The sequence below is a fragment of the Kribbella lupini genome (assembly GCF_039529595.1).
Classification (GTDB): Bacteria; Actinomycetota; Actinomycetes; order Propionibacteriales; family Kribbellaceae; genus Kribbella; species Kribbella lupini.
Genome location: NZ_BAAANC010000001.1, coordinates 2478824 through 2504437 on the forward strand (window position 1 = coordinate 2478824; position 25614 = coordinate 2504437).

Consider the following 25614-nt stretch of genomic DNA (forward strand, 5'->3'; position numbering starts at 1 on the left):
CAGCGCCGCCCCGACGGCGCTCGACTGGAATCGCGACGAGCGGGCCGGTCACGGCTCGCCGCCGCACTGCCGACCGAGAGGTACGCCGATGTCCGCACAGCTCGCACGTCCCGTCGTCGTGGGGGTCGACGGCTCCCGCGACGGCCTGGTCGCACTCACCTGGGCGGCCCGATTCGCGACCGCCCGCCAGGCGCCCCTGCACGGCGTCCACGTCGTCGACGAGAGCAGGCATCCCGCGGTACCGCCGTCAGACTGTCCGGACGACGGCGCCGAAGTGCTCGACGACGCCGCGGACGAGCTGGAGCGGATCGGTTTCGCCGGCGCCACGCTGGAGGTCCGGCACGGCCATCCGGCCACGATCCTGGTCGGGCTCTCGTCCCGGGCCAAGGCACTCGTCATCGGCCGGCGCGGAGCCGGCGGCTTCGCCGAGCTCGTCATGGGATCCACGTCCCAGGTGTGCACCGCGCTGACCCGCGCGCCGCTGGTCGTCGTACCGGACTGCTGGGAGCCCGAACGACCCCGGCACGGCCGGATCGTCGTCGGAGTGGACGGCTCGCCCGGTTGCCAGGCCGCTCTCGCCTTCGGGTTCGACCTCGCAGAGGCAACCGGAGCCGAGGTCCGGGTGGTCCACGCGGCCGACGTCCCCGAGTCCTACCCGGTGCCCGGCCTCTGGCCCGATCCGAACGACAACGCCTGGGCTCCGTACGCCGAGAAGTTGCTGGCGGCAGCGTTGGACGGTTGGTCCGCCAAGCATCCAGGAGTCGGCGTCACCACGTCGTACGAGGCTGCGCATCCGGTGCTGCTGCTCGCCAACGAATCTCGCGCGGCGGACCTCGTCGTCGTGGGCGGGGTCGGCCGGACCGAGTTCACCCCGCTGCGGATGGGATCGGTCGCCCGCGGCCTCCTCCACCACACCCACTGCCCGGTGGCCGTGATCCATCAAGAGGAGACGTCCTGATGACCGTTCACGACGTGCCGCAACCGATCCGGGCCGGCGAGAAGATGCGCGCCCTGGCCCGCTTCCACCGCGACGTCACCTGGACCGGCACGATTCAGGCCGGCGGGATGGGCCCGGGCACTCCTGCGATGACGGCGACGGGCGAGGCTGTCCACCACCAGATCCAGGACGGCCTGTGGATCATCGGCGACCACCAGCAGGACCAGTACCTCGCCGACGGTAGCTTCGTGCTGCGCTGGTATCTGCACTGGGTGGCCGGCTGGGACCCGGAGGCCAAGGAGTACCGGGCCACCGTCGCCGACAACTACGGCCATGCCGAGATCCTGCGCGGCTGGATCGAGGGTGACCTGCTGACGTTCCAGAGCATCGGCAACCAGCCGGTCCGGATCCGGCTCTTCTGGCACCTGGCCGACGACTCGGTGATGACGTGGCGCAACGAGGTGTCGGTCCACGGCGGCCCGTTCACGCTCGTCGAGCGCTACGAGTGCCACACGGTCCAGGTGCCGGCTCCGTGGTGACCTGCACGACGTCGACGAGGTGATCGAGCTGTCCGCCGGCCAACTCGCCGGTGCTCAGTCGGACAGGAACGCCGTCAGCACTGTGAGCAGTTCCTCGGGCGCCTGTTCCGCGACCCAGTGACCGGCGCCGGCGATCACAGCACCCTGTACGTCGGTCGCGGTCGGCTGCATGCCTTCGCGGACGTGGTCTCCCCAGCTGTCCGCGCCGCCGATCGCCAGTACCGGCATCGCCAGCGGCCGCGTCGCACGGTCCTTGTTCTGCGCCATCGTGGCGTCCCAGGCGCGGTAGAACCCGAAGCACCCGCGCAGTGACTCGGGGTCGAGGAAGCCGTTGACGTAGTAGTCGATGACGGCCTCGGGCAGCGGTTTGCCGCCCTGGATGGCGAACTCGTAACCGAAGAAGACGTGTTCCTTGCCCTCGACGAGCTGCTCGGCCACCTTGCCGGCGCGGTTGAACGGGATGTGCCAGACCTTGTCGTTCAACGGCGCCGGGACGAACAGCGGCGGCGCGGGTGACACCCCGGGCGGCCCGGGGATCTCGGCGACCGCGAGCTGGGACACGCGGTCCGGATGGTCGGCTGCCAGCGCGTAGCTGATCACCACGCCGGTGTCGTGCCCGACCACCGCGAAGTGCTCGTGCCCGAGGGCGTCCATCAGCGCGATCTGGTCACCGGCCAGGGTGCCCGCGTCGTACCCGTCGTCGGGCTTGCCCGTACGGCCGAGACCGCGCTGGTCGACCGCGACCACGGTGTGGTTCCGGGCGAGGGACGGCATCAGGTGACGCCACGCGTACCAGCTCTCCGGCCAGCCGTGGATCAGTAGTACGGCGGGTCCGTCACCGCCGATGACCGCGTGCTGACGCAGGCCGTTCGTCTCGATGAGCCGGCTGCTGAACGTCTCGGCGAACCCGGCCGGAAGGTCGGGCGCTCGGGTGACGGTGCCCGGGCCGTCGGCCACGGCGAACCGGGTGAGATCTGTAGGCATGACAGGTCCTTTCGACAGCACTGCAGGGGATGTCGGCGGTGACTGCGGCCGGCTTCTCCATGCTCGTGCCGGATGCTCACGGCGGTGACCCGGGAGAGTCCCTGGTCGAGCCTCCGGAGCGGTGACCAGTGCTTCCGACCGGTGTGTAGCAGAGGCCGTCCTGACCACGCTGGTCAAGCACTCGGCCACCGACGGCCGGTGTGCCGAACCGAGGAGAAGTCATGAACGCCAAAGAGCAAGATCCGGATTCGCAGGGCGACGCCACCGTGGATCCGGCAGCGCACGACCGTCGCCGTGGAGTGTCGCGACGCATCTTCACCGGCGGTGCCGCTGCCGCGGGAGCCGCACTCGTCGGCGGCTTGGCGTCGCCTGCCGCGGCGTCGGGCAACGGATGGGTGTCCGGGGACTCCGGCACCGTCTCGACCGCGCCGCGGTTGCCGGCCGGATTCACCCCGACGTTCCGGAGCCGCTTCGTACAGGCCAACGGGATCCGTCAGCACGTGGTGATCGGGGGCGACGGGCCGCCGCTGCTGCTCGTGCACGGCTGGCCAGAAAACTGGTACGCCTGGCGGTTCCTGATGCCGGCCCTCGCCAAGAACTACACCGTCATCGCCGTCGACCAGCGCGGCATCGGACTGAGCGAGAAGACTTCCGGCGGGTACGACGCCGGTACGCTCGCCCGCGACCTCGCCGAGCTCATGACCGCGCTCGGACACCGCAGGTTCGCGGTGTTCGGCCACGACACCGGCATGGTGATCAGCTACGCCCTGGCCGCCGACCACCGTGATCGCGTGGCCCGCCTGGCCGTTGCCGAGGTTCCCGGCCCACCCGGCGTGGTTCCGGCGCCCGACTACTTCATCTTCCCGGAGCTGAACAACAAGCTGTGGCACATCGCCTTCAACCGGGTCGACGACGAGCTCGTCGTCGACATGGTCAAGAGCAACGCCGACGCCTACTACCGCTACGAGTACTCCATCCAGGGCGGCGGAGCGACACTGCCGGACTACGCGATCAGGTACTACGTCGGCCTCTACACCCGCGACCGGGACATCCTCCGTGCCTCGTTCGGGTTCTACCGCGCCTGGGACACCACCTTGAACCAGAACGTCGAGCGCGCCAAGACGGATCTGACCATCCCCGTGCTCGCGATCGGCGGCGTGAACAGCTGGGCCGAGCACGTCAAGGACGGCATGCTGCCCGCGGCGACGGACGTGACCGGGGCGATCATCCCCGGCGCCGGCCACTGGATCGCGGAGCAGGCACCGGCCGCGACCCTCGCGGCGCTGTCCCCGTTCCTCGCGCCGTACCGTGCGGCCTACCGGACCTCGAAATGACCGCGCCGAAAGAACTCGGCCGTGGTGACCTCATGGCTGTTCCGGTGCTGTCGATCAGGCTCTAGTCTGCTGGAAGCGGTCCTGTAGAGCTGTCACTGGGGATGGTCAGAAGTACCCCGGCGTCCCAGTGGGAGCGACATGGCGCGGCAACTCCACGGTGTCTCGCGACACGGTGTTCCGGAAGGCCCGCCTTGACCGGGGACGGCGCCGAGTCGGCCACCGGGCTGCTCGGACGCCGCGTCGAGTGCGAGGCGCTGGATCGGTTGCTGGCCGAGGTGCTCGCCGGCGCGAGCAGGGTCGTGATCCTGCGTGGGGACGCGGGCGTGGGCAAAAGCGCGTTGCTGGGCTACCTGTCCGGGCAGGTAGCCGGCTGGCGAATCGCGGCCGTCACGGGCGTCGAGTCGGAGATGGAGCTGGCGTACAGCGGCCTCCATCAACTGTGCACGCCGCTGCTGGACCACCTCGACCGCCTGCCGGCGCCGCAGCGCGATGCGCTCCGGACGGTGTTCGGACTGAGTGCCGGGCCCGTGCCCGACGGGCTGATGGTCGCGCTCGCGACGCTCTCCCTGGTGGCGGAAGCTGCCGAGAAGGATCCGTTGATCTGTTTCGTCGAGGACGCGCAGTGGCTGGACCGGTCGTCCGCGCGGGTCTTCGGTTTCGTGGCCCGTCGTCTGCTCGCCGAGCGCGTGGCCTTCGTCTGCGCGGCGCGTCCGGGGACCGAGAGCGATGTCTTCGAGGGCCTGCCCGCGCTGTGGATCACCGGTCTGCGCGACGGCGACGCCCGGGCGCTGCTGCTGGGCAACGTGTACGGTCCGCTCGACACGGCGGTCTGCGACCAGATCGTGTCGGAAAGCCACGGGAACCCGCTCGCGCTGCTCGAACTGCCGCGTACCTGGAGCGCCGGCGATCTGGCCGGAGGATTCGGCCTGCCCGACCACCACGCGGTGGCCGGCAAGATCGAGCTGAGCTACCGACGGCGTCTTCTCGCACTCCCCTCCGACACCCGACTGCTGATCCTCGCCGCTGCCGCGGAGCCGCTCGGCGACGTGGCCTTGCTCCGCAAAGCCGCCGCCTCACTCGGTGTGGACATGGTCGTCGCCGCACCGGCGATGGACGCCGGGCTCCTCCGGATCCGCGGCCGGGTGGAATTCGCCCATCCGCTGGTCAGATCCGCCAGCTACCGAGCGGCCGACGTCGCGGACCGCTATCGGGTTCATCGCGCTCTCGCAGCGGCCACTGATGCCCACGCCGACCCTGACCGTCGCGCGTGGCACCGCGCCCTGGCGACGTCGGGACCCGACGCGGGTGTCGCGGCCGAACTCGAACACTCGGCCGGCCGGGCAAGTGCCCGCGGCGGTCTCATGGCAGCCGCGGCCTTCCTGACCCGCGCGACCGAACTGACGGCCGAACCGGCAGATCGCGTTCGGCTGGCGCTGACCGGCGCTGTCGCGAACGTACAGACCGGCGCCTTCGAGATCGCGCAACGTCTCCTCGGCACGGCGCGGGAAGGCCCGGCCGACGAGGCGCAACGTGCGCAGATCGACATGGTGGGCGCCTTGCTGGCCTTCACCTCCAAACGAGGCAGTGAGGCCACGCCGCTCCTGCTGGCGGCGGCGCGACGTCTCGAACCGCTGGATCTGCAGCTGGCGCGACAGACTTACCTGGACGCGTTCTCGGCCGCCCAGTTCGCCGCCCGCCTCAACGGCGGGGTCAGCGTCGTCGACGTCGCCCGGGCTGCTCGCGCTGCTCCTTTGACGCCAGAGCTGCAGCCCACGGCCGGTGACCTGTTGCTGGACGCTTTCAGCGCGCTCGTCGAGGACTACGACGGTGCGTCGCAAGCCTGCCGAACGGCGTTGCGGCGACTGCGCGACGAACAGATCCCGAGCAACGAGAGACTGCGCTGGCTGTGGCAGGGCTGTGTTCTCGCGCTCGAGGTGTGGGACGACGAGAGTGCCTACGCGCTGTCCTCCCGCCACCTCAAGCTGGCCAGGGAGACGGGCGCGCTGAGTGAACTCCCCTTGGCGCTCGGATCACGAACGCCCGTTCTGGTGTTCTGCGGCGAACTGTCGGCGGCCGCGGCACTGGTGCAGGAGGCACGGTCGGTCCGGGAGGCGATGGGAGTCGACGAAGCGCCGTACGGCGCGTTGACCGTTGCCGCGTGGCGCGGACAGGTCACCGAAGCCGGCGAGCTGATCGAGGTCACGCTGCGCGAAGCGGGCGCGCGGGGCGAGGGGGTCGGCGTCGCGATCAGCGAGTACGCGCACGCGGTCCTCTGCAACAGCCTGGGCCGGTACGACGAGGCACTGGCCGCCGCGCGGCGCGCCTGCGAGGATCCGCAGGAGATGGTCGCGCACAACTGGGGGCTGGCGGAGCTGGTCGAGTCGGCCACGCGAACCGGGCACCCGGAACTGGCGACCGAAGCCGCCGAGCGCCTGGCCATGAAGGCGCGGGCCGGCAGGACCGACTGGGGGCTCGGGATGGCCGCCCGGGCCCGAGCCCTGCTCAGCGAAGGTGACGACGCCGAGCACCGGTTCCGAGAGGCGATCGGGCATCTGGGCCGGGCGCGGGTGCGCGCCGAGCTCGCCCGGGCTCACCTGCTCTACGGGGAATGGCTCCGGCGGTCGAACCGCCCCGGGGACGCGCGCGGCGAGCTGAGCACCGCCTCCGAGATGTTCGCCGCGATGGGAATGGAGGGATTCGCCGACCGCGCCCACCGCGAGCTGGCGATCGCCGGATCGACCGCACGGAAGCACACGATCGAGACGCGGGACGACCTCACCGCCCAGGAAGCCCAGATCGCCCGGCTGGCTCGCGAGGGACTCACCAACCCCGAGATCGGCGCCCAGTTGTTCATCAGCGCGCGGACCGTGGAATGGCATCTCCGCAAGGTGTTCAGCAAGCTCGGTGTCAGCTCCCGCCGCCAGCTCCGCGGGACGCTGATCCGCTAGCGGTCGAGCGCCTCGCCCACCCGTGGAACGGTGCGCGATCGCCGGATGCCCACGCCTCGTCGAGACCTGGCGCGCTGAGATCCCAGTCCGGGCGGATCTCGCGCGTCACCGCACGCAGGTCGAGCCACAGGTCGTCGACCGTGGGACGCCCCCAGAACCAGTAGCCGTTGTAGACCGTGTGGACGACCAGTTCGGGCTTGAGCACGAGCGTGTACGGGATCATCGGGTCGTTCGCGGGGTCGGTGAAGTCCTGGATGCCAAGATCCTGCTGGACCGTCCGCTCCGGATCGGACAGGAACGTCCACCGCGCGCCGGCCGAAGCACGGAAGTCCTGCACCTGGGCCCGTTCGTCGGTGGAGATCGTCACCATGCGGGCGTGGCCTACCGCGGCCTTCGCCTGGAACGCCGCCAGCTCGAGGTGGTGCTGGTGCTCTTCGGGGCAGTAGTGGCCGCGGGCCAGTACGAGGATCAGCGGATCGCGACCCTGCAGCTCGCTGAGAGCGCGCGTCGTACCGGAGTGATCGGGCAACGCGTAGTCGGGAAGGACGCCGCCGGGAGTGATGTCGCAACGCATCGATGATCACCTCTCACCTGGCGGGCCGCTCGCGCGCTGCGAACGGTGCGCCGGCCGATCCACCCACTCTCGCAGCCGCGAGCAGTCCACCGCCCCGGGACAATCCCTGGCGCTGTCCCTGGTCCCGTGGACGGCACAGGACTCAAGGTCCCCTCGGACCGGGACCTTTCGCCCTGCCGCTCGCCGACCGTCCGCACGATGCTCGAAGTGCGAGCGATCCGTCCGTCCGGGCGGTCACCCGACGAAGGAGGATCTGATGTCCAGGAAGGTGCTGGTGGCCTACGCCACCAAGTCCGGGTCGACGGCCGGCATCGCTTCGGCGATCGGGACCGAGCTGCGCCGCCACGGCCTCGAGGCCGACGTCCGCGAGGTCGGCAAGGTGGGGTCGATCACCGAGTACGACGCGATCGTGCTGGGCAGCGCGATCTACATCAGGCGCTGGCGGCCCGAGGCGGTCCAGTTCCTGCGCAAGCACGCCCGCGAACTGCGCGACCGCCAGGTCTGGCTGTTCCACAGCGGCCCGGTCGGACCCGACAAGGACCAGACCCAGACGATGCCGTCGAACGTCGCCAGGCTGGCCCACCGGATCGGCGCCACGCCCGCCATGACGTTCGCCGGCTGCATCTCACCGGACACCGCGAAGGGGTTCCTGGCGCGGAGGATGGCCACCGGCAACCTCGCCGGCGACTCGCGCGACTGGAAGCTGATCGCCGCCTGGGCCTCGGACGTCAGCGCCGCCATCCACGCCCTCGACACGGCCCCGTGGCACCGCCCACTGGACGAGCCGTCCGGGAAGCAGTCGTAAACACCGGGCGTGTCGTCGCCGGCTCCGCGCCACCCGATCAGCCGTCCGCCGCGAGCGGCCGGCTGATCTCGTACGGTGGTCGCCTACGGCGACGGGAGGCACGGATGGCGGGCAAGGCCGGCAAGAAGGCCAGTGACGGACGGCTGCCGAAGAAGATCTACGAACGCGAGCTGCTGCGGCTGCAGGCCGAGCTCGTGAAGGTGCAGGAATGGGTCCGGGTCGAGGGCGCGCGGGTCGTGATCGTCTTCGAGGGGCGCGACGCCGCGGGCAAGGGCAGCACGATCAAGCGGGTGACCGAGTTCCTCAACCCGCGGGTCGCCCGGATCGCCGCACTGCCCGCGCCCACCGAGCGGCAGCGCACCCAGTGGTACTTCCAGCGGTACGTCGAGCACCTGCCCGCCGCCGGTGAAATCGTCCTGTTCGACCGTAGCTGGTACAACCGGGCCGGCGTCGAGCGCGTGATGGGCTTCTGCAGCAGCCAGGAGTACTCCCGGTTCCTGCACCAGTGCCCGATCTTCGAGCGGCTCCTGGTCGAGGACGGCGTCCTGCTGCGCAAGTACTGGTTCTCGGTCAGCGACAACGAGCAGGAACGGCGCTTCCGCAGCCGGCTCGAGGACCCGATGCGGCAGTGGAAGCTGTCCCCGATGGACCTGGAGTCGATCTCCCGCTGGGAGGACTACTCGCGCGCCAAGGACGAGATGTTCGTGCACACCGACATCCCCGAAGCGCCCTGGCACGTCGTCGAGAGCGAGGACAAACGATCGGCGCGGATCAACATGATCGCCCACCTGCTCTCGACCGTCCCGTACTACGAGGTGCAGCGTCCACCGCTCGCGCTGCCGCCCCGCCCGCCGTCCAAGGGCTACGAACGGACACCACGCGAGATGCAAACCCTCGTCCCCGACCGCGCCGCAGGCCTGATCAAGGAGTCGCGCGGCTGACCAGAGGGTGAGGACGCCCTGGTCAACCGCGCAGTCGGTACGACGGTCCGCCCGCCGGCAGCCGGTCCACGCGTTCTCACCGCAGCCGGCGGGAGTACCAGTCGGGCTCGGGACCTGCGACGGGCGCGAGGCGCAGCTTCACGTCAACGGCGTACGCACCCGACGGCGCCGCCAGCAACGGGTTGATGTCGAGCTCGGCGATCTCCGGGATCGCGTCGACCAGCCAGGCGATCCGGTGCAGAACCTGCACCACCGCGGCCTCGTCGGCGGGATCGGCCCCCCGATAGCCGGCCAGCAGCGGCGCACACCGCAGCGACCGCAGCATCTCGGTGGCGTCGAGGTCGGTGAGCGGAAGCCCCCGCCAGCGCCGGTCGGCGAGCAGATCGGTCAGTACGCCGCCGCTACCAACCATCACGACGGGCCCGAACAACGGGTCCCGGACCATCCCGATCACCAGCTCGGTGCCCTTGGGAGCCATCGCCTGAACGACGACCCGCTGGTCGCCGATGGCCGCAACCATCTCGTCGTACGCCGACTCCACGGCCTGCCGGTCGGTCAGGCCGACCACGACTCCCCCGACGTCGGTCTTGTGGACGATCCCTTCCGCCGCGGTCTTGAGCACCAGCGGATAGCCAACGGATCCGGCTGCCGCGACGACCGCGCTCCGGCCCGACGCCTGCAGGGCCGGGACGACCTCGATCCCCGCGCAGCGCATCAACTGCTCGGCGTGGCGCGAGTCGATCCAGCCACCGGTCGGATCGTGCCGCAGGTAGTTGCGAACGACCATCTGCGCGCCGTCGCGATCCACCGTGTTCAGCACCGGCACCGCTCCCTGTGGCCGCGCTCGCCACTCGGCGTACCGGACCACGTGGGACAGCGCGCGCACGGCGCTCTCCGGGAACGGGAACACCGGCAGGCGTGAGCCGTCCTCCAGCGCCACCAAGGGCGCGGCCTCGGGCGCGCCCAGGCTGTTCACCAGCACCGGCAGATCCGTGCCGGCCGCCGCCGCGGCCACCGCGCGGTAGGCGTCGCCGACACTGCCGGCGCGGGTCGCGGCGTAGCAGACCAGGACGGCGTCAACCTCACCACTGTCCAGCACCGTCCGTACGGCGCGCTCGATCGTTCGCGGCGAAGCGGCCGCGCCGAGATCCACCGGATTGCCCGCACCGACGGCACCCGCGGCATCAGCCAACTCTTGCTGCGTCGGCGCGCTGAACTCCGGAACCTCCAGCCCGAATCGTCCCGCAGCATCGGCGGCCAGGACTCCGGCGCCACCCGCATTTCCGATCACAGCCAACCGTCGACCGCGCGGCAGCGGCCGCCCGGCCAGCACCCGGGCGGTGTCGACGAGCTCCTCCAGCGTCTCCATCCGCAGTACGCCGGCCTGGTCGAACAGCGCGTCGACCGCCGTGTCCGGGGTCGCCGCGGCCGCGGTGTGCGAGGCACCCGCGCGCCGTCCACCGCTGGACCGGCCGCCCTTGACGACCAGGATCGGCTTCGTCCGCCCGACCGTCCGGGCGATGCTGCCGAATTTGCGCGGGTTGCCGAACGACTCCAGGTACAGACCGATCACCTCGGTCCGTGGCTCGTGCCACCAGTGCAGCAGCAGGTCGTTGCCGCTGACATCGACCTTGTTGCCGAGCGAGACGAACTCGGAGATGCCGAGGCCGGACCGCCCGGCCTGGTCCAGCACCGCGATACCGATCGCGCCGGACTGGGCCGCGATCGCCAACGTCCCGGGCGCGGGAGCGAGGCTCGCGAACGTGGCGTTGAGCCGCACGTCCGGAGCGGTGTTGACAATGCCCAGACAGTTGGGCCCGATCAGCCGGATGCTGTGCTGCCGGGCCACCGCCAGGATCCCAGCCTGTTCACGGTTGCCCTCGGCACCGAGCTCGGAGAATCCCGAGGTCAGGATCACCGCGCCGGCCACGCCCGCGCGACCGCACTCGACCAGCACGGCGCGGACGTGTTCGGCGGGAACCGCGATCACGACGAGGTCGACCGGACCGGGGACCGCCCCGATCGACGCGAAGGACTCGACGTCGGCGATCCGGTCGGCGTACGGGTTGACGGCGTACAGGCGCCCCGCGTAGTCGCCCTCGGCCAGGTTCCGCAGGACTTCGTGGCCGATCCCGCCCGGCCGACGGCCGGCGCCGATCACGGCCACCGCGCGGGGTGACAGCACCGGACGCAACGACTGGTCCTCGGCCTTGCCTTCGCGCTCGGCCATCCGGTCGAGGGTCCGCGCCGAGTACGACGTGTCGAGCGACAGCTCGACCAGCCCGCTGTCCAGCGTGCGCACCTGCTCGAAGCCGGAGTTGGCGAACACCTTCAGCATCGCGCCGTTCTCGGCCAGCGTGTCAGCCAGAAGTCGCTTGATGCCGTGCTCACGGGCCAGCGCCGCGAGCTGCTCGAGCATCAGCGTCCCGATCCCACGACCTTGGACGGCGTCGTCGAGCAGGAAGGCCATTTCGGCCTCACCGCGGCGCAGCAGCTCGTAGCTCGCGACGCCGACCAACTGGCCCCCGTACTCGGCGACGAGGCCCGCGTGATCGCGACCGGCGTCGGCGAGGTGATGGGCGTGCTCGTCCGCGTTCAGGCGGCTGACCCCGAAGAACCGCAGATAGATGGTGCGGTCCGAGACGCGATGGTTCAGCGCCTTCAGCGCGTCCTCGTCATCGGCCCGCAGCGGACGGATCCTGACCACGGAACCGTCCGCGGCCAGGACGTCCCAGCCGCTCACGGTGGCTACGGACACGGGCTCTTCCAGGGTCGTCACAGCAGGTCCTCTCGGTTTCACGTGGTCAACGCGCCGGCCGGCACCGGCTTGCGGATCTTCCGGACGACGTCGATCCGGTGCGCCGGTACCAGCAGGGCCGCCATCGGCCGGACCCCGACGGTCGGTGCCGCGAGCAACTGATCGAACCCGCGCTGCTCGCGGTAGGCGATCGACGGGGCACTGAACGCCGCCGCGTAGCACCGCTTCACGGCCGCGAGCAGGTCCCGCCCGTTGCCGACGTTCAGGAACGACTCCGGCCGCCAGGCCGGGCCGGGTAGACCGGTCGTGTTCTCGTTGCGGACGGCAACCAGGGTCCCGTCGCCGCCGAGCTCCTCGTACGCCGCCAGGATCTCCTCGGCCAGTTCCGCGGGAAACCTCGACCACGCGATCGCCGTACGGATCGCCGCCGCGACGGCGACCAGGTCCCGGCCGCGCCGGTACCGGCGAACCTCCGCCGCGATGACGGGCCGAAGCCGCGCGGACCGGACGAACTGCCGGTACGTCTCCGGCGTGGTCGCGAACGCCGTACCGGCGTTGGTGCTCCACCGGGTGATGTGCTCGTTCATGACAGTGTCCTTTCCGCGCGTCAGGGAATCAGAGACAGCAGCCGATGCCTCATCCGAGGAGACGAGGCACCGGCTGGTTCGGGGTGGTCAGCGGAGCCAGGAGTAGCGCTGGACCAGGGTGGTGGCGGACCAGACCTTGCCGAAGCCCCAGGTGTTGCCGGCGGCAACCAGGGCGAGGACGATCAGGGTGATGGCGCCGAGGATGTGGTCGTCGAGGAACGGGTTGGTCTCGGGCGGCAGCGCGGCGGACCACATCATCAGGTAGAGGACGGTGCCGGACACGGCGGCGATCCGCATCCCGATGCCGAGCATGAGCGCCAGGCCGATGCCGAGCAGCGCGATCATGAACAGCGGGGTGACCCAGAAGTCGCCGACCAGGGACCGGTAGAAGTCGGCGAACGGGCCGCTGGTGCCCTTGCCGAGGAAGCCCGCGGTCGGGTCTCCGCCGTCGATCCAGCCCTTGCCGGCCGGGGTGGCGTAGCCGAAGCCGAAGACCTTGTCCACGAACGCCCACAGGAACGTGAAGCCGAACGCGATCCGCAGGACGGCCAGGGCGCGTCCGGCGGCAGTGCTGATGCGGGCCGGCTGGGTACCGGTCGTGGCGGCAGAGTTACCAGTGGTGTTCTGGTGCCGGTGGCCGAGGGTCGTCATGGTCTGTCCTTCGTTCGGTCTGGTTGATGCCTCAAGCTTCGGCAACAGCGCCGTGCTCGCATCAGGGCCGTGAGTCCTCGATCCGGCCCGCCAAGGTCCCGAGGACGCAGGACCTTGGCCGCGACCTGGTACGGCGCGGTGTCATCGGTCCCGTCACGACGGGACTCACGGCCCTGCTGCCCGGCGAACGCGCCTCGCACGGTGGATAGCAGCCGCAGAGGAGGCGCGCCCATGAACAACTGGATCACCCGCGGTCCCATCGCCGTCGAGATCGACGGCGCGAGTCCGGCCGTCCTCGACTTCGCGTGGCAGGAGGCCGCGCGGGCTCGCGCGGATCTGGTGATCGTCGCCCCGTACCAGAATTTCTTGCCCACGGCGGGGACCGGTGCCTTGCAGCCGTCCGCGGCGGCCGAACGGTCACTTGAAGCGGCCTCCGCACAGTTGCGGGAGCGAGACGCCGGCCAGGTCGAGATCACGACCCTGGCGGTGAACGGTCCGCGACTCGAGGTGCTCGCCGACGTCGCAGCGCTCGCCCGCCTGCTGGTGGTCGGCGCACCGCACCCGCGTGGACCTCACGGTCTCGTCGCGGCCCAGCGCTGGTTGCAGTTGGCCTCGCGGACCGGACGTCCGCTCGTCGTCGTTCCGCGTCGCCGGCCGCTCTCGGCCGCCGTCAACAGCGTCGCCGTCGGCATCGACGGCACCGAGCTCTCCCTGGAGGCGGTCGCCTTCGCCTTCGAGACCGCGGCCAACCGCAACGCCGAGCTGCTGGTGATCCACTCCCACCACACGCCGTACCGGACCCGCGGCGACGCGGCCTCGGCGGAGCTGACCGTGGCGGAGACCCTGGCCGGCTGGGACGAGGAGTACCCGAACGTGAAGGTCAGCCGGCTGGTCACCGCACGTCCGGTCGTCGACGTCCTCGTCCGCGAAAGCGAGAACCACGGCCTCGTCGTGCTCGGCGCGCACGCCGGACCGGTCCCCGCGAACGACCCGGTGGCCCGCCGTTCGATCGCGGAGATGACCTGTCCGGTCGCGATCGTCCCCCACCACGTCACGCGGACCGAGATCGACCGCCTGAACCGCAGCAGGCTCGGCGCGGCGGCCTCCTGAAATCGGGACTTTCGGCCCTGCTCGCGGGCGCCGGTCGTGGTGAAGGTGGAACCACCCCCTTCCAGGAGGACGAGATGCGTACCGAGACCAGGGCCACCACCGAACAGGCCACCGCCGTACGGCGGGCGACCCTCGACCAGGGACAGCCGGCCGGCTGGTTCCCGCGTGCGTTCGGGGAGGTCGCCGACTACCTGCACCGCCATGGGATCGCGCCGTACGGCTACCCCTTCGCCCGCTGCCACCGGGTGGCCGACGGACGGTTCGAGGTGGAGGCCGGCTTCCCGGTCGCGGTCCCGATCGACGGCAACGGCACGATCGAGCCGTCGAGCCTGCCCCGGGGACAGGTGCTGGCGGTGTGGCACGTCGGCGCTCACGAGACGGTCGGTACGGCGTACCGGGCCGTCGACGAATGGCTGCGGAACGAGAGCGCCGCTTCGACGGGCGATCCGTGGGAGGTCTACCACGACCTCCCGACCGGCGACCCGCTGCGCCGGCGAACGGAGATCCTCCAGCCGATCACCTTCGCCGGCGCCTGACTGCCGCAGACTGTTTCGAAGTTCTTCGATTGACCGGATGATCAGTTGGTCAAACCACCGTTGGTGAGGAGTGCGCCATGAACGAGAGTGAGTTCGCCGTGGATCTGCGGCGCCGCGTCGCGGAAGCCGAGCGGGCGCTGGACACAGCGCGAGCCGAAGGCGACTTCTACGGGATCGACGTCCGGACGGGCGAGCTCGACAGCTTGCTGCGCGTGGCGGCGGAGAACGGGATCGATCCGGGACACTGAGGTGTGACTGCCGAAGAGGTGTTCCCCGTCCTGGATCTCCGGCTCGCCTGCCGAACGGTCGGCACGGGCCGCCCAGTGGTGTTCGTCCACGGCAACCCGACCTCGTCGTACCTGTGGCGAAAGGTGATGAGCCCCCGCCTTGGCCGTTGCATCGCGCCCGACCTGCCAGGCATGGGTCGCCCGGACCCGTCGCCGGAATCGCCTACCTGGAGACCCTCGTCGCGCCGGTCACCTGGGACAGCCCGAACGCGCCCAACCCGGACCTGTTCAGACCACTCCGCAGCCCGGCCGGTGAGCAGATGGTCCTGACCGACAATGTCTTCATCGAACAAGTCCTCCAGGCCGGCACACTGCGGCAGCTGGACGACGCAGACCTCGCGGCGTACCGGCGTCCCTACCTCGACCCCGGCGAATCACGCCGCCCGATGCTCACCTGGGCCCGAGAGATCCCCATCGACGGCGAACCCGCCGACGTCCACGACGTCGTCACCGCGAACGCCCAGTGGATGAGGACCTGCGACGTCCCCAAGCTCTTCGTCAACGGCGCTCCCGGCGCACTGCTCACCGGCCCACTGCGTGAACTCTGCCGCACCTGGCCGGCTCAGGTGGAGGTCACGGTCAACGGCTCCCATTTCTTGCCCGAGGACTCCCCTGCCGAGATCGAATCCGCGCTGGCACAGTGGATTTCACGACTGCCGCAGAGCATCTGAGTACGGCGGTCCTCAGCTGCGCGGAGCTGCCTGGGCAGCGGTGCGGAGAGTGCGGATCGGCGAGCAGACGATCCACAGCGTCGCGGTCGCCAGGCTGGCCGCGCCGAGGGGCATCGTGCCCAGGTGATGAGCCGGTAGGCGGCGTTCGCGCGGCCGAGCAGGGCGGTCGGGGTCGCGACCTGGCGGATGGTGACGGCGTGAGCGTTGGAGGCGCCGATGCCGATTCCCATCACCAGGAACACGGCGATCAGCAGGCCGACCGCTCCCGGTGTTCCCGGGGCCACGCGCGCCGAGGCGAGTGGTGCGGTGTTGCCGAGGGCAAGCGCTCCGACGAGAACCCACCCGTAGCCCCAGCGGGCACTGAGCCGGCTGCCGAACCAGGCGCCGGCGAAAGAGCCCAGCCCGCCCGCGACCAGCACCGCGCCGACGGCTGCCGGTGAGAAGACCAGATCGCGTACGGCGTACAGCAGGAAGCCGACGGTGAAAACCTCCTGGAACAGGTTGAACGTCATCGCCCCGTCCACAACCACCGGAAGTCCCGGCTCGACCAGGCACTGCGCGCTCCCCCGGTCGGCTCCTGCACCTGCTCACTCGTGGCCATCGCCCTCACCTCTCTCGGTTCTCGATGTCCTCTCCGCGTGTTGCCAAGGCGGCCTTCGAGGCATCGGGCATCTGCCTTAGACCCCACCGCCTTGGTCGAGAACCGGTGGCCGGCGGTAGCCAGGTGCGATCCCGGCCGCCTCCAGCCCACGAGCGACGGCGAGCAGTTTCGCGTCCGACCAGCGCGGACCGACCAACTGCAGGCCGACCGGTACGCCGTCGCCGTCCACGCCGGCGGGCACGGTCAGCGCAGGCAACCCCACCAGGCTCGAGAACGCGTACAGGAAACCCTGCTCGTGGTACGGAACTTGGTTGCCGTCGACATCGAACGTCTCGGCGTCGCAGTGCGGGAAGGCCACCGTCGCCGCGGCCGGCATCACCAGCGCGTCGTACTCGTGGAAGAAGGCGTCCCAGGTCGCGACCACCGCGTCCCGCCGATGCAGGAGATCCAGGTAGCCGAGCAGCCCCTGCTCACGCGGGTCGCTGGTCAGCATGGTCAGCAGGTCGCCGAACAGCTCCAGCTGCGTGTCCCAGTCCACGTCGGGCAACGCCTCGACGACCGCCCCGCCGGCGTTGACCACCCCCTTGCCCAACGCGCGTACCCGATCACTCAGTACGCCGGCGATCGGCGCACCGGGAATCGTCGGCGCGACCGCCAGCCGCATCCCCCGTACGGCGACGTCGGCGCGATGCTCGAACGGCACCGGCGACACGTCGGCGTCGTACCCGTCCGGCCCGGCGATGATCGACAGCAGCAGTTCGAGGTCGTTGAGGCTCCGCGCGATCGGGCCGAGCGACGCCATCACCCGAACCGGCCGTGGTCCTGGAGTCCTCAGGAAGCCGGTCAGCGGAACCAGGTGCTCGGTCGGCTTGAGTGAGTACACGCCGCAGAACGCCGCGGGCTGCCGCAACGACCCCGCGAGGTCCGAGCCGATCTCCGCGGGGGTCAGCTCGGCCGCGACAGCGGCGGCCGCACCGCCACTCGATCCGCCGCACGTTCGCGAAACGTCCCACGGGTTGCTGGTCCGGCCGAAGATCGCGTTGGCGCTCTGGTAGTCCGCGAGCCAGGCCGGAACGTTCGTGTGCCCGATCAGGTTCGCGCCGGCCGCCCGCAGCCGCGCCGCGATCGCGCCGTCGGCAGTCGCGACCCGATCCAGCTCCGGTGCTCCCACAGTGGTTCGGAGTCCGGCGACGTCGTGCGCGTCCTTGAGAGTCATCGGTACGCCGTGCAACGGACCGATCGGTTGCCCGGCCGCCAAGGCCCGGTCGTCTTCGATCGCACGCTCCCGGGCGCCTTCCACGTCCAGCGAGACGACCGCGTTCACGGCTTCGTTCCGGGTGGCGATCTGCTCCAGGTAGGAGTCCAGGACGTCGACCGCGGACAGTTCGCCGTCGGCGAGGAGACGGGCCAGTTCGGTCAGTGAGAGTGCCTGCATCGGAATCTCCATCTCGGTGCTCATCGGGCCTTGCGGGCCAGGAAGGTGAGCCAGGTGTCTCCGTCGCCGTCGTCGTACCGCTGGCTCCAGTCGACCCGCAGGCCGGCGTCGCCGAGCAGGCCGGCGTACTCGGCCTGGTCCCAGTACGACATGAGGTAGTCGCCGCTGGTCTCACCGGCGCCTTCGCGAACCGACACCAGGAACGCGCCCGCCGGGCGTAAAGCTCGCGCGATCTTGCGGAGAACGACCGGCGTGGACCTCCGGTCGACGTGGATCAGAACGCAGAGAGCCAGCACCCCGTCGTACTGCCCGGGCACCTCGTCGCTGATCACGTTCAGCGGCTCGACCTGCCGGCCGCGCGACGCCTGCAGCTCGCGGAACGCGCGGGTGGCATCGGTACGACGGACCGTCGCGCCGCAGGCCTCGACGAAGTCCGCGTCGCGGCCGGTCCCGGAGCCGATCTCCAGCACCAGGCCGCCGGGCGGCAGCGCGTCGATCAGCCGCAGCAGGGCCTGTTCGGTGAAGGTGGGTGGGAAGTCGTCCATCTGTGCGGCGTACTGGAGCGCTTCCCGCTCGTACGACGCGATCGTCGAGTTGGTCATGAGGTCCTCCGAGGAGTCGGTTCGTCCTGACCCCAACTCTTCGGCTAAGGCACCGCGTCGCACATCGGCCAGATGCCCTAGTCCAGGTCGAACAGCCTCAGCCGATGGGCGACGGCCGCGGCCTCACCGCGTGAGCCGACGCCGAGCTTGCCGAGGATGTTCGACACGTGCACGCTCGCGGTCTTGGGCGAGATGAAGAGCTCGTTCGCGATCTCGCGGTTGCTCCGGCCCGACGCGACCAGGTTCAGTACGCCGAGCTCGCGCTCGGTCAGCCGGAACGGCTCGTCGACGACGGTCGCCGGAGCGTCGGCCAGATCGACCCGCATCCGCTGCGCGAGGGTCGTGACCTGCCGGTGCAGGACGTGCGCACCGATCGTGCCCGCGAGCGCGGCGGCCTGCCGCAGGCTCGAAGCGGCCGCTGCCCGATCGCCTTCACCCGCCGAGGCCGTCGCGGAGCGCATCAAGGCGTAGGCCCGCGGATAGGGCCTGGCCAGATCGTTCCAGGCGGCCGCCGCGGCGTCCCAGAGCGCAGGATCCTGCGGTCTGGCCAGCTCCGCGCGGACCACCTGCGCGTGCGCCCTCTCGACTGGCCACGGTGTCGGCGTACCAACGGCAAGCGACTCCAGGTCAGCCGTCGATCCCGACTCCGCGCAGGCTCGGCTCGCCGCGGCCAGGAGCGGCCACAGGTAGCGAGGATCGCCACCGCGTCCGATCTCCGCGACTGTCGACGCCACAGCCAGTGCACCGGCCCGGTCGCCGTCGGCGTACTTCTGCTCCAGCTCCAGCTGGGCGCGCGGCAGCGCGTGCTGGGCCTCGGTTCGGGGGTCCGCCAGGCCGGCCAGCTCCGCCAGCGTGGACTCGATCACCGCGGACTCACCGCGCGCCACCGCGATCCGGCCGCGACAGAGCAGCAGGTTCATCCGGCCGTACGGCGCCGGCTCGAGATCGAGCGCGCGCTGGACGATCTCGAGCGCCTCCTCCCACTGGCCCGCGGACACCAGCGACTCGGCCAGGTTCTGGGCGATCAGCTCGGCGACGTACCGCGCTGATCCCAACTGCGAGGTCCGGAGCAGCCCGGCGCGTCCGGCCTCGATCGCGGCGGCATGGTTGCCCCGGCTCTCGTTGGCGTGGGTCAGGCCGACGTACGCCAAGAGCTCCAGTCGGACCGAGCCCGCGCGGACGGCGAGCTGCAGCGCTTCGGTCAGGAAACCGAGCGTGTCCGCGCCTTCGCGGGTGCCGAGGTGGGCCTGCGTGATCAGGGCCTCGGCGCGGATCGCGTCGTCCTCGGAGGTCTCCGCGAGTTCGCACAGCTCGTTTCCGAGCGGGAGTGCCTCTTCGCGAAGGTCGTGCCGCATGAGGACGCGAGCCAGCTGCCCGAGGGCCTGAGCACGAACGGGTCCGGGGCGGTCGGCCAGCCGGACGGCCTCGCGGAGATCGTCGACCTGGCCGGGAAGCAGCCGCTCCTGCCGAAGCTCGGCCCGGCGCAGCACCAGCGCGGCCAGGCGTTCGCCGCCGGCGTCGGAGAGCTTGCCGATCGCGAGCTCGACGAGGGTCAGCCCGCGCTCTGGGCGCCCGGCCCACAACGCGGCATCGGCCGCGAGTTCGAGCGCTCCGACATGATCGACCCCCGTCACGGCGGCCGCATCCGGGACGCTGTCCCACAGACGCAGCACCTGCTCGAGCATGCTCAGCTGCTCGGCGTACCCCAAGCCGTGGCGGGATTCGCCGGCCGCCTGCCAAGCCGCCCGGAGCGCTCGCTCGTCGTCGTGGGCACCGTTCCAGTGAACGGCCAGCCGGGCGGCGGTCCCCGGCGTAACGTCTGCTTCGAGGGCTTCGGCGTACGCACGATGCCAGCGGCTGAGCTCACCGGCCATCAAGTCCGCACTGACGGCCTCACGGATCAGCGCATGCCGGAACGCGTAACCATCAGGCTCGGTGACCACGACATTGGCCGCGGCGGCGGGCCGCAGCGCATCGGTCAACGCCGCATCGTCGAGGCCGGTCACCCCAACCAGGAGCCGGTGTCCCACTCGAACACCGCCCACGGCCGCGGCCCTGACGACCTCCCGAGTCTCGGCAGGCAGGCCGTGCACGACCTCGAGCAACAGGTCACGCAGGGACGCCGGAAGATCTGCCCGGACGGATCCGTCCGGGTTCGTCATCGTCTCGGTGAACAGCGGGACCCCGTCACCACGCTCGTAGATCGCCTTCACAACGGCGGGCGAGGCCGCCCGGCCGAGGATGCTCTCCAGCTGGTCCGCGACCTGGCTCTGCGTCAGCCGCGGCAGCTCGATGCTGACCACAGCCGCGGACCGCGCCATCCGGGCCAGCAGCAGTCGCAGAGGGTGCCCACGATGCAGTTCCTCGGACCGGAACGTCACGATCAGGACGACCGCGTTCCACCGCAGGTTGGCCGCCAGGAAGCTGAGCAGGTCCCGGGTCGAGTCGTCGGCCCAGTGCGCGTCCTCGATCACCACCACGACCGGCTGCGCCGCGGCCAGCCGCTCGAACAGCCGCAGGAAGACCTCGAACAGCCGGGCCCGGGCCATCTCCGGGGTCCCACCACTCGGCGGCGTACCGAACTCGGGCAGCAACCAGGCCAGCTCCGGAGCGCCGTCGACCAACTCGGCGATCTCGTCCGGCCCTCGTCGCCGCAGCAGATCTCGAAGCGCGCCGGTGAAGGGCGCGTACGGGAGAACGCCCTCGCTCAACTCAACGCAGGCGCCGGCCAGGGCAAGCGCCGTCTCGTCCAGCTGAGCAACGAACTCTTCGGCGAACCGCGACTTCCCACCGCCCGCCTCGGCCCCGACCAGGACGAGCCGCGAGTCTCCCGCCCGTGCCGCGTCGTACGCAGCTCGCAGTGCCGCGAGCTCGGCGTCCCGCCCGCAGAACCGCGGACTCAGCCGACCGACACGCCCGATGTCGCGCACGCGCTACCTCCGATCAGCTCATTGCAGCACACCGGTGGTCCACCAGATCGCCGCTGGTGAGGGTCAGTTCGTCGGCGCGTTGGCACGCCACTTGGTGGTCGGGCGCGATCTCTCGCCAGACCGGGGCCTCGACTCGGCAGCGGTCGAGTAGGGGCACCGGGGATGGAAGTAGCAGCCGCTCGAACGCCGAAGCCGCTGGCTGATCAGTGTGCAACGACTTCGACGTCGTCGGTGAACGCGATCCGTTCTTGAGCTTCCGTGCCGACGGTAGTGGATGCCGGTAGGTCCACGCGGCGTCGGCGTTGGTCGCGCCGTACACGGTGACGCTGTAGTACGACGCGATGCCCTTCCACGGGCACAACGACTTGGTCGGGCTGGGCGTGAAGTACTCCTGGCGAAGAGCTGACTCCGGGAAGTAATGGTTGCCGTCGACAACTACAGTGTCGTCGCTCTCAGCCAGCACCACACCGTTCCACACCGCACGTACCGTCATCGGTATCAACCTTCTGTCCCACGCCGACCAAGCCCAGGCTGGCCAGTACCCAGGGCGAACCCGACTGACGCGACCGAAGTACGGGTCGGTCGGCGCCGCGGTGGCCGAGGTCCGATCCGCGCAGCCATCAACCCTTGTCGCAGGTGTGCTGACAATTTCCTCGGCCGACCTGAGTGCGAGACGTTGGGTCGGATGCTCGCGGTCACGACAGTGAAGCAGGCAGTGATACATCACGCTTGGTCACCGAGATCGGTAACGAAGGACCCCGGTTCCGCGATAGCCAAGATGGGTGGGGTCGGTTCTTCACAGCGTGTGCAGTTGCGGTGGCCGGCCGTTGCTCGCTCGGGCGCCTTGCCCGGGCGAAATCGGGGGAATCATGTCCGTTCAAACGAAGTTGCTCGCTGGGTTGAACCGGTCGGTCAGACCGTTGGGGGTGCAGCTCACTCGCGGTTACAGCAGCGATGCGGCCATCAGCCCGTTCCTGCCGATGCGGAGGACTGTGGCGAAGGCCGAGCGGGCCGGCCTGTCCGTGGGCGACTACCTCGACCGCTACAGCGCGGAGCCCGGAGCGACGGCGGCGACCGTCGAGGCGATGCTGCGTCTAGGGGGCCTGGAGAAAGGGGTCGAGCGCGTCTGCGAGATCGGCCCCGGGTCCGGTCGCTACGCGGCTCCTGTCTTGACTGCGCTGCAACCACGCTCGTACGAGGTGTACGAGACCGCAGCGGACTGGATTCGCTATCTGCGCAAGGAGTTCCCCCAGCTGACCGTGCAGCCGGCCGACGGGCACACTCTGCGGCACACGGCGACCGAGTCGGTCGATCTGGTCCACTCTCACAAGCTGTTCAACTACATCCCGTTCGTCGCCACGTTGGGATACCTGGCGGAGATGGCGCGGGTCGTCCGGCCGGGCGGAGTGGTCGCGTTCGACGTCATGACCGAGGACTGCCTGAACGATGCCGCCACCACTACGTGGCTGGACCATCCCGACCGGGGAATCATCTACTCGCTGACCCCGCGTCGCTGGGCGCTCGATTTCCTGGCGCGACGAGGGCTCGACCTGCTCGGCAATCACTTCGTCCCGCTCAGCGGTATGCGCACCGAACTGCTGGTCTTCCGGCGCCGCTGATTCGCCAAGGTCCTGGTCGGCGGTCAGGTTGGCCGCCTGCTGGCACACCTCCACACAGCTCGTCCGAGGCCATCCGCGAACGCGGCTACGCCGTCGTACCGATCGTGTGACGTCGCCGGCAGTGACCGACCTCATAATCCCCTCACTTGACCCTCACACTGCTGTGAGGGTTCGAGCCTGGGGGCATGCGAAACCGAACGGCACAGCCGACCGGCATCCCGGCGGCGACTCCCACGAAACAGCGACTCCCTCTGGCGCCCCTGGCCGCGATGGCCACAGCCTCCTTCATCACCGTCCTGACCGAGGCACTGCCCGGAGGCCTGCTGCCCGCGATGAGCGGCGACCTGCGGGTGAGCGAGTCCGCGATGGGCCAGGCGGTGACCGTCTACGCGATCGGCTCCGCGGTCGCGGCGATCCCATTGTCCGCCGCCACGTCCGGGTGGGGGCGCAAGAGGTTGCTCCTGGCCACGATGGCCGGGTTCGCCGTCGCCAACACGCTCACCGCGATCTCCGACCAGTACCTGCTCACGATGGTCGGCCGCTTCATCGCGGGAGTCTGCGGTGGGCTGGTCTGGGCGATGATGGCGGGCTACGCGCGGCGGATGGTGCCCAGTTCGCTGCACGGCAAGGCGATCGCGGTCGCGATGGCCGGGACGCCGCTCTCCCTCGCGCTCGGCGTACCGGCGGGAACGCTGCTCGGTCAGGCGCTCGGCTGGCGGATCGCCTTCGTGACGATGAGCCTCATCGCCGTGGCCGTGCTCGGGTGGCTCCACCTGACGGCCCCGGACTTCCCCGGCGAACAGCGCGAGCGTCGGTCCCGGGTCGCGCACACGGTGCGCCTTCCTGGCGTGACACCGGTTCTGCTCGTCGTCCTGACCGTCGTCCTGGCGCACACCATCCTCTACACCTACATCGCGACGTTCCTCGACAAGTTCGGCATGGTCGGCTCCACCGCGCGAGTCCTGTTCGTCTTCGGTACGGCGTCGGTGGCGGCCATCTGGTTCGTGGGCTCCCACATCCACCGCCACCTGCGCCGGCTCACCGTCACCGGCACCCTGCTGTTCGCCGCCGGGGCGACCCTGCTGGCAACGCTGGCCGGCAGCCCGGGCTTCGTGTATGCCGCAGCGGCCCTGTGGGGACTCGGATTCGGCGGCATGGCGACCCTTCTCCAGACAGCACTGGGCCAAGCGGCCGGCCCGGCCGCGGACACCGCTCAGGCCATGCTCGTCACCCTGTGGAACACCGCGCTTGCTCTCGGCGGAGTCGCGGGTGGTCTGCTCCTCGACGGACTCGGCGCCGGATCGTTCCCCTGGTCGGTCCTCGCGATCCTCGCTCTGGTTCTGGTCACCGTGGTCGTCGACAGGCACGGGTTTCCCGCACCTCGGTCGACGGCCACGGGGCAGTGAGCCGCGTCGTACCGTGGAAGCCATGAGGATCGGAGAGCTTGCCGAGCGGACGGGCGTGTCCCGGCGCCTCCTGCGCTACTACGAGGAGCAGCGCCTGATCACGCCCACCCGCGCGGCCAACGGCTACCGCGAGTACCAGGAGGCGCACCTGGACATCGTGCTCCAGATCAAGGGGCTGCTCGACGCCGGACTGCCGACCCGGATCATCCACCAGCTCCTCCCCTGCCTGAACCAGCCGCAGACCATCCACGTTCCCGATGTGACCCCGGAGATGATCGTCACCCTCCAGCAGGAACAGGCCCGCCTGTCCGAACGCATCGAGTGCCTCAGACGCAACCGGAAGGCGATCGCCGACTACCTCGACACGGTCGTGTCGATCAAGTCGGCGAACGTCCGGACGACTGATCAGCGCGCGTCCGCGTGAAGCCCCGCCCGCGGCGAGGGATCACTTCGGTACGACGGTCAGCAGGTCGGCCAGGTCGATGCGGGTCAGGAACTCGCGGCGGATGCGGTCGGCGACGTCGCTGACTTCCTCGGAACCGTCGTTCGCCGGGTCGATCGTGACGCGGTACGGGCGCTCGCCCGCCGGGAGGTCGACGATCCTGGCGATCTCGGCCGAGACCAGGGAGGCGTCCGCGTCGGCCGGGGCGAGGGCCGCGAGCTTCTGCGACACCTGCTCCATCAGGCCGGCGTAGTGCTTCTCGTACTCCGCCTCGACCGCCGCGTCGGCCGGGCGGCCGCTGTGGGCGAAGTGGTTGGTGCCGTGGGTGAACGAGCCGGGGACGACGATCGAGGTCTCGATGCCGAAGCGGGCCAGTTCGGCGGCGTAGCTGACGGCGAGCGAGTCCATCGCCGCCTTCGCTGCGAAGTACGGCGCCAGGTACGGCGGAGTGCCGCCCTTGACGCTCGAGCTCGACACCCAGATCACGAGCCCCTCACCACGAGCCCGCAGGTGCGGGAGCGCCGCGCGGTTGACGCGCTGGGTGCTGAGCACGTTGACGTCGTACAGCTCCGCGAGCTGCTCGGGGGTGAAGGCCTCGGCCGGACCGACGACCATGTGTCCGGCGTTGTGGATCAGTACGTCGATGCGTCCCTGCTCGTCGATGACCTGGGCCACCGCGGCGTCGACCGAGTCCTGCGCGTTGACGTCGAGCTCGATCGAGCGCAGGTCGACGTCGTGCTCGGTCGAGTAGTCGGCCGCGGCCTGGACCTGCGGCGCGTTGCGCCCGGTCGTTTCCCGCATCCCGGCGTACACGGTGCTGCCCCGGTCGGCCAGTGCCCGTGCGGTCAGGGCCCCGAACCCGCTGGAGGCCCCGGTGATGACGACGACGTTGCCCATGTCCTTCTCCGTGTTCTCGA

The 25614-nt window shown here is 70.3% G+C and carries 23 protein-coding genes; 13 read left to right on the top strand and 10 right to left on the bottom strand.

Annotation, left to right across the window (positions count from 1 at the left end; translation table 11 throughout):
• Positions 1-88: 88 nt before the first annotated feature.
• Positions 89-958: a universal stress protein gene (locus tag ABD235_RS11415; RefSeq protein ID WP_344172890.1), complete on the top strand. Its 870-nt coding sequence runs from the start codon at positions 89-91 to the stop codon at positions 956-958.
• Positions 958-1476, top strand: coding sequence for a DUF1579 family protein (locus ABD235_RS11420; protein ID WP_344172892.1), 519 nt, complete (start codon positions 958-960; stop codon positions 1474-1476). The genes ABD235_RS11415 and ABD235_RS11420 overlap by 1 nt, the downstream gene beginning before the upstream one ends.
• 54 nt (positions 1477-1530) lie before the next feature.
• Here ABD235_RS11420 and ABD235_RS11425 read toward each other — a convergent pair whose 3' ends face one another.
• The gene (locus tag ABD235_RS11425) at positions 1531-2460 is read right to left on the bottom strand and encodes an alpha/beta fold hydrolase (protein ID WP_344172894.1); all 930 of its coding nucleotides are present in this window, start codon (positions 2458-2460) and stop codon (positions 1531-1533) included.
• 221 nt (positions 2461-2681) lie between these two features.
• Here ABD235_RS11425 and ABD235_RS11430 point away from each other — a divergent pair, with 221 nt between their 5' ends.
• Positions 2682-3794, top strand: a complete 1113-nt coding sequence (locus tag ABD235_RS11430) for an alpha/beta fold hydrolase (RefSeq protein ID WP_344172896.1) — start codon at positions 2682-2684, stop codon at positions 3792-3794.
• 191 nt (positions 3795-3985) lie between these two features.
• On the top strand, positions 3986-6742 hold the full coding sequence (locus ABD235_RS11435; RefSeq protein ID WP_344172898.1) for an ATP-binding protein: 2757 nt from the start codon (positions 3986-3988) through the stop codon (positions 6740-6742).
• On the opposite strand, the gene ABD235_RS11440 is transcribed toward ABD235_RS11435, so the two are convergent.
• Complete coding sequence (locus ABD235_RS11440; RefSeq protein WP_344172900.1) at positions 6702-7316, bottom strand: peroxiredoxin family protein; 615 nt, start codon at positions 7314-7316, stop codon at positions 6702-6704. The genes ABD235_RS11435 and ABD235_RS11440 overlap by 41 nt on opposite strands.
• 256 nt (positions 7317-7572) lie before the next feature.
• Here ABD235_RS11440 and ABD235_RS11445 point away from each other — a divergent pair, with 256 nt between their 5' ends.
• A complete protein-coding gene (locus ABD235_RS11445; RefSeq protein ID WP_344172903.1) occupies positions 7573-8121 on the top strand; it encodes a flavodoxin domain-containing protein in 549 nt (182 codons plus the stop codon).
• Between the two features lie 104 nt (positions 8122-8225).
• Positions 8226-9062: a polyphosphate kinase 2 gene (gene ppk2, locus ABD235_RS11450; RefSeq protein WP_344172905.1), complete on the top strand. Its 837-nt coding sequence runs from the start codon at positions 8226-8228 to the stop codon at positions 9060-9062.
• A 76-nt stretch (positions 9063-9138) separates the two neighbouring features.
• Here ppk2 and ABD235_RS11455 read toward each other — a convergent pair whose 3' ends face one another.
• The 3 genes from ABD235_RS11455 to ABD235_RS11465 form a co-directional block, all read right to left on the bottom strand.
• Positions 9139-11841: a bifunctional acetate--CoA ligase family protein/GNAT family N-acetyltransferase gene (locus ABD235_RS11455; RefSeq protein ID WP_344172907.1), complete on the bottom strand. Its 2703-nt coding sequence runs from the start codon at positions 11839-11841 to the stop codon at positions 9139-9141.
• Between the two features lie 17 nt (positions 11842-11858).
• A complete protein-coding gene (locus ABD235_RS11460) occupies positions 11859-12407 on the bottom strand; it encodes a PEP/pyruvate-binding domain-containing protein (protein WP_344172909.1) in 549 nt (182 codons plus the stop codon).
• Between the two features lie 87 nt (positions 12408-12494).
• Positions 12495-13058: a hypothetical protein gene (locus ABD235_RS11465; protein ID WP_344172911.1), complete on the bottom strand. Its 564-nt coding sequence runs from the start codon at positions 13056-13058 to the stop codon at positions 12495-12497.
• Positions 13059-13289: 231 nt separating this feature from the next.
• Here ABD235_RS11465 and ABD235_RS11470 point away from each other — a divergent pair, with 231 nt between their 5' ends.
• From ABD235_RS11470 to ABD235_RS11485, 4 genes are all read left to right on the top strand, one after another.
• Entirely contained in the window at positions 13290-14168 is an 879-nt protein-coding gene (locus ABD235_RS11470; protein ID WP_344172913.1) for a universal stress protein, read from the top strand.
• Between the two features lie 74 nt (positions 14169-14242).
• A complete protein-coding gene (locus tag ABD235_RS11475; RefSeq protein WP_344172915.1) occupies positions 14243-14704 on the top strand; it encodes a GyrI-like domain-containing protein in 462 nt (153 codons plus the stop codon).
• 77 nt (positions 14705-14781) lie between these two features.
• Positions 14782-14952, top strand: coding sequence for a hypothetical protein (locus ABD235_RS11480; RefSeq protein WP_344172917.1), 171 nt, complete (start codon positions 14782-14784; stop codon positions 14950-14952).
• Positions 14953-15098: 146 nt separating this feature from the next.
• Positions 15099-15662: a hypothetical protein gene (locus tag ABD235_RS11485; protein ID WP_344173726.1), complete on the top strand. Its 564-nt coding sequence runs from the start codon at positions 15099-15101 to the stop codon at positions 15660-15662.
• 677 nt (positions 15663-16339) lie between these two features.
• On the opposite strand, the gene ABD235_RS11490 is transcribed toward ABD235_RS11485, so the two are convergent.
• The 4 genes from ABD235_RS11490 to ABD235_RS11505 all read right to left on the bottom strand — a co-directional run bounded on the left by ABD235_RS11490 (position 16340) and on the right by ABD235_RS11505 (position 21723).
• Complete coding sequence (locus tag ABD235_RS11490; protein WP_344172919.1) at positions 16340-17698, bottom strand: amidase family protein; 1359 nt, start codon at positions 17696-17698, stop codon at positions 16340-16342.
• Between the two features lie 20 nt (positions 17699-17718).
• Positions 17719-18300: a class I SAM-dependent methyltransferase gene (locus tag ABD235_RS11495; protein ID WP_344172921.1), complete on the bottom strand. Its 582-nt coding sequence runs from the start codon at positions 18298-18300 to the stop codon at positions 17719-17721.
• Positions 18301-18377: 77 nt separating this feature from the next.
• Positions 18378-21230 (bottom strand): helix-turn-helix transcriptional regulator, encoded by a 2853-nt coding sequence (locus tag ABD235_RS11500; protein WP_344172923.1) that lies wholly within the window; start codon positions 21228-21230, stop codon positions 18378-18380.
• Positions 21231-21243: 13 nt separating this feature from the next.
• Positions 21244-21723: a DUF427 domain-containing protein gene (locus tag ABD235_RS11505; RefSeq protein WP_344172925.1), complete on the bottom strand. Its 480-nt coding sequence runs from the start codon at positions 21721-21723 to the stop codon at positions 21244-21246.
• Positions 21724-22156: 433 nt separating this feature from the next.
• Here ABD235_RS11505 and ABD235_RS11510 point away from each other — a divergent pair, with 433 nt between their 5' ends.
• From ABD235_RS11510 to ABD235_RS11520, 3 genes are all read left to right on the top strand, one after another.
• On the top strand, positions 22157-22849 hold the full coding sequence (locus ABD235_RS11510; RefSeq protein WP_344172927.1) for a methyltransferase domain-containing protein: 693 nt from the start codon (positions 22157-22159) through the stop codon (positions 22847-22849).
• Between the two features lie 269 nt (positions 22850-23118).
• On the top strand, positions 23119-24255 hold the full coding sequence (locus tag ABD235_RS11515) for an MFS transporter (RefSeq protein WP_344172930.1): 1137 nt from the start codon (positions 23119-23121) through the stop codon (positions 24253-24255).
• Between the two features lie 22 nt (positions 24256-24277).
• Complete coding sequence (locus ABD235_RS11520; protein ID WP_344172932.1) at positions 24278-24679, top strand: MerR family transcriptional regulator; 402 nt, start codon at positions 24278-24280, stop codon at positions 24677-24679.
• 21 nt (positions 24680-24700) lie between these two features.
• Here the strand turns inward: ABD235_RS11520 and ABD235_RS11525 are convergent, their stop codons facing one another.
• Positions 24701-25594: an SDR family oxidoreductase gene (locus ABD235_RS11525; RefSeq protein ID WP_344172934.1), complete on the bottom strand. Its 894-nt coding sequence runs from the start codon at positions 25592-25594 to the stop codon at positions 24701-24703.
• Positions 25595-25614: the final 20 nt, after the last annotated feature.

Excerpts from the sequence above, each read along its gene's own strand:
- ABD235_RS11525 (WP_344172934.1), bottom strand. The coding sequence starts at position 25,594 with ATGGGCAACGTCGTCGTCATCACCGGGGCCTCCAGCGGGTTCGGGGCC.
- ABD235_RS11465 (WP_344172911.1), bottom strand. The coding sequence starts at position 13,058 with ATGACGACCCTCGGCCACCGGCACCAGAACACCACTGGTAACTCTGCC.
- ABD235_RS11505 (WP_344172925.1), bottom strand. The coding sequence starts at position 21,723 with ATGACGGTACGTGCGGTGTGGAACGGTGTGGTGCTGGCTGAGAGCGAC.
- ABD235_RS11520 (WP_344172932.1), top strand. The coding sequence starts at position 24,278 with ATGAGGATCGGAGAGCTTGCCGAGCGGACGGGCGTGTCCCGGCGCCTC.
- ABD235_RS11460 (WP_344172909.1), bottom strand. The coding sequence starts at position 12,407 with ATGAACGAGCACATCACCCGGTGGAGCACCAACGCCGGTACGGCGTTC.
- ABD235_RS11420 (WP_344172892.1), top strand. The coding sequence starts at position 958 with ATGACCGTTCACGACGTGCCGCAACCGATCCGGGCCGGCGAGAAGATG.
- ABD235_RS11490 (WP_344172919.1), bottom strand. The coding sequence starts at position 17,698 with ATGCAGGCACTCTCACTGACCGAACTGGCCCGTCTCCTCGCCGACGGC.
- ABD235_RS11445 (WP_344172903.1), top strand. The coding sequence starts at position 7,573 with ATGTCCAGGAAGGTGCTGGTGGCCTACGCCACCAAGTCCGGGTCGACG.
- ABD235_RS11470 (WP_344172913.1), top strand. The coding sequence starts at position 13,290 with ATGAACAACTGGATCACCCGCGGTCCCATCGCCGTCGAGATCGACGGC.
- ABD235_RS11515 (WP_344172930.1), top strand. The coding sequence starts at position 23,119 with ATGGCCACAGCCTCCTTCATCACCGTCCTGACCGAGGCACTGCCCGGA.
- ABD235_RS11425 (WP_344172894.1), bottom strand. The coding sequence starts at position 2,460 with ATGCCTACAGATCTCACCCGGTTCGCCGTGGCCGACGGCCCGGGCACC.
- ABD235_RS11440 (WP_344172900.1), bottom strand. The coding sequence starts at position 7,316 with ATGCGTTGCGACATCACTCCCGGCGGCGTCCTTCCCGACTACGCGTTG.
- ppk2 (WP_344172905.1), top strand. The coding sequence starts at position 8,226 with ATGGCGGGCAAGGCCGGCAAGAAGGCCAGTGACGGACGGCTGCCGAAG.
- ABD235_RS11430 (WP_344172896.1), top strand. The coding sequence starts at position 2,682 with ATGAACGCCAAAGAGCAAGATCCGGATTCGCAGGGCGACGCCACCGTG.
- ABD235_RS11475 (WP_344172915.1), top strand. The coding sequence starts at position 14,243 with ATGCGTACCGAGACCAGGGCCACCACCGAACAGGCCACCGCCGTACGG.
- ABD235_RS11480 (WP_344172917.1), top strand. The coding sequence starts at position 14,782 with ATGAACGAGAGTGAGTTCGCCGTGGATCTGCGGCGCCGCGTCGCGGAA.
- ABD235_RS11495 (WP_344172921.1), bottom strand. The coding sequence starts at position 18,300 with ATGACCAACTCGACGATCGCGTCGTACGAGCGGGAAGCGCTCCAGTAC.
- ABD235_RS11415 (WP_344172890.1), top strand. The coding sequence starts at position 89 with ATGTCCGCACAGCTCGCACGTCCCGTCGTCGTGGGGGTCGACGGCTCC.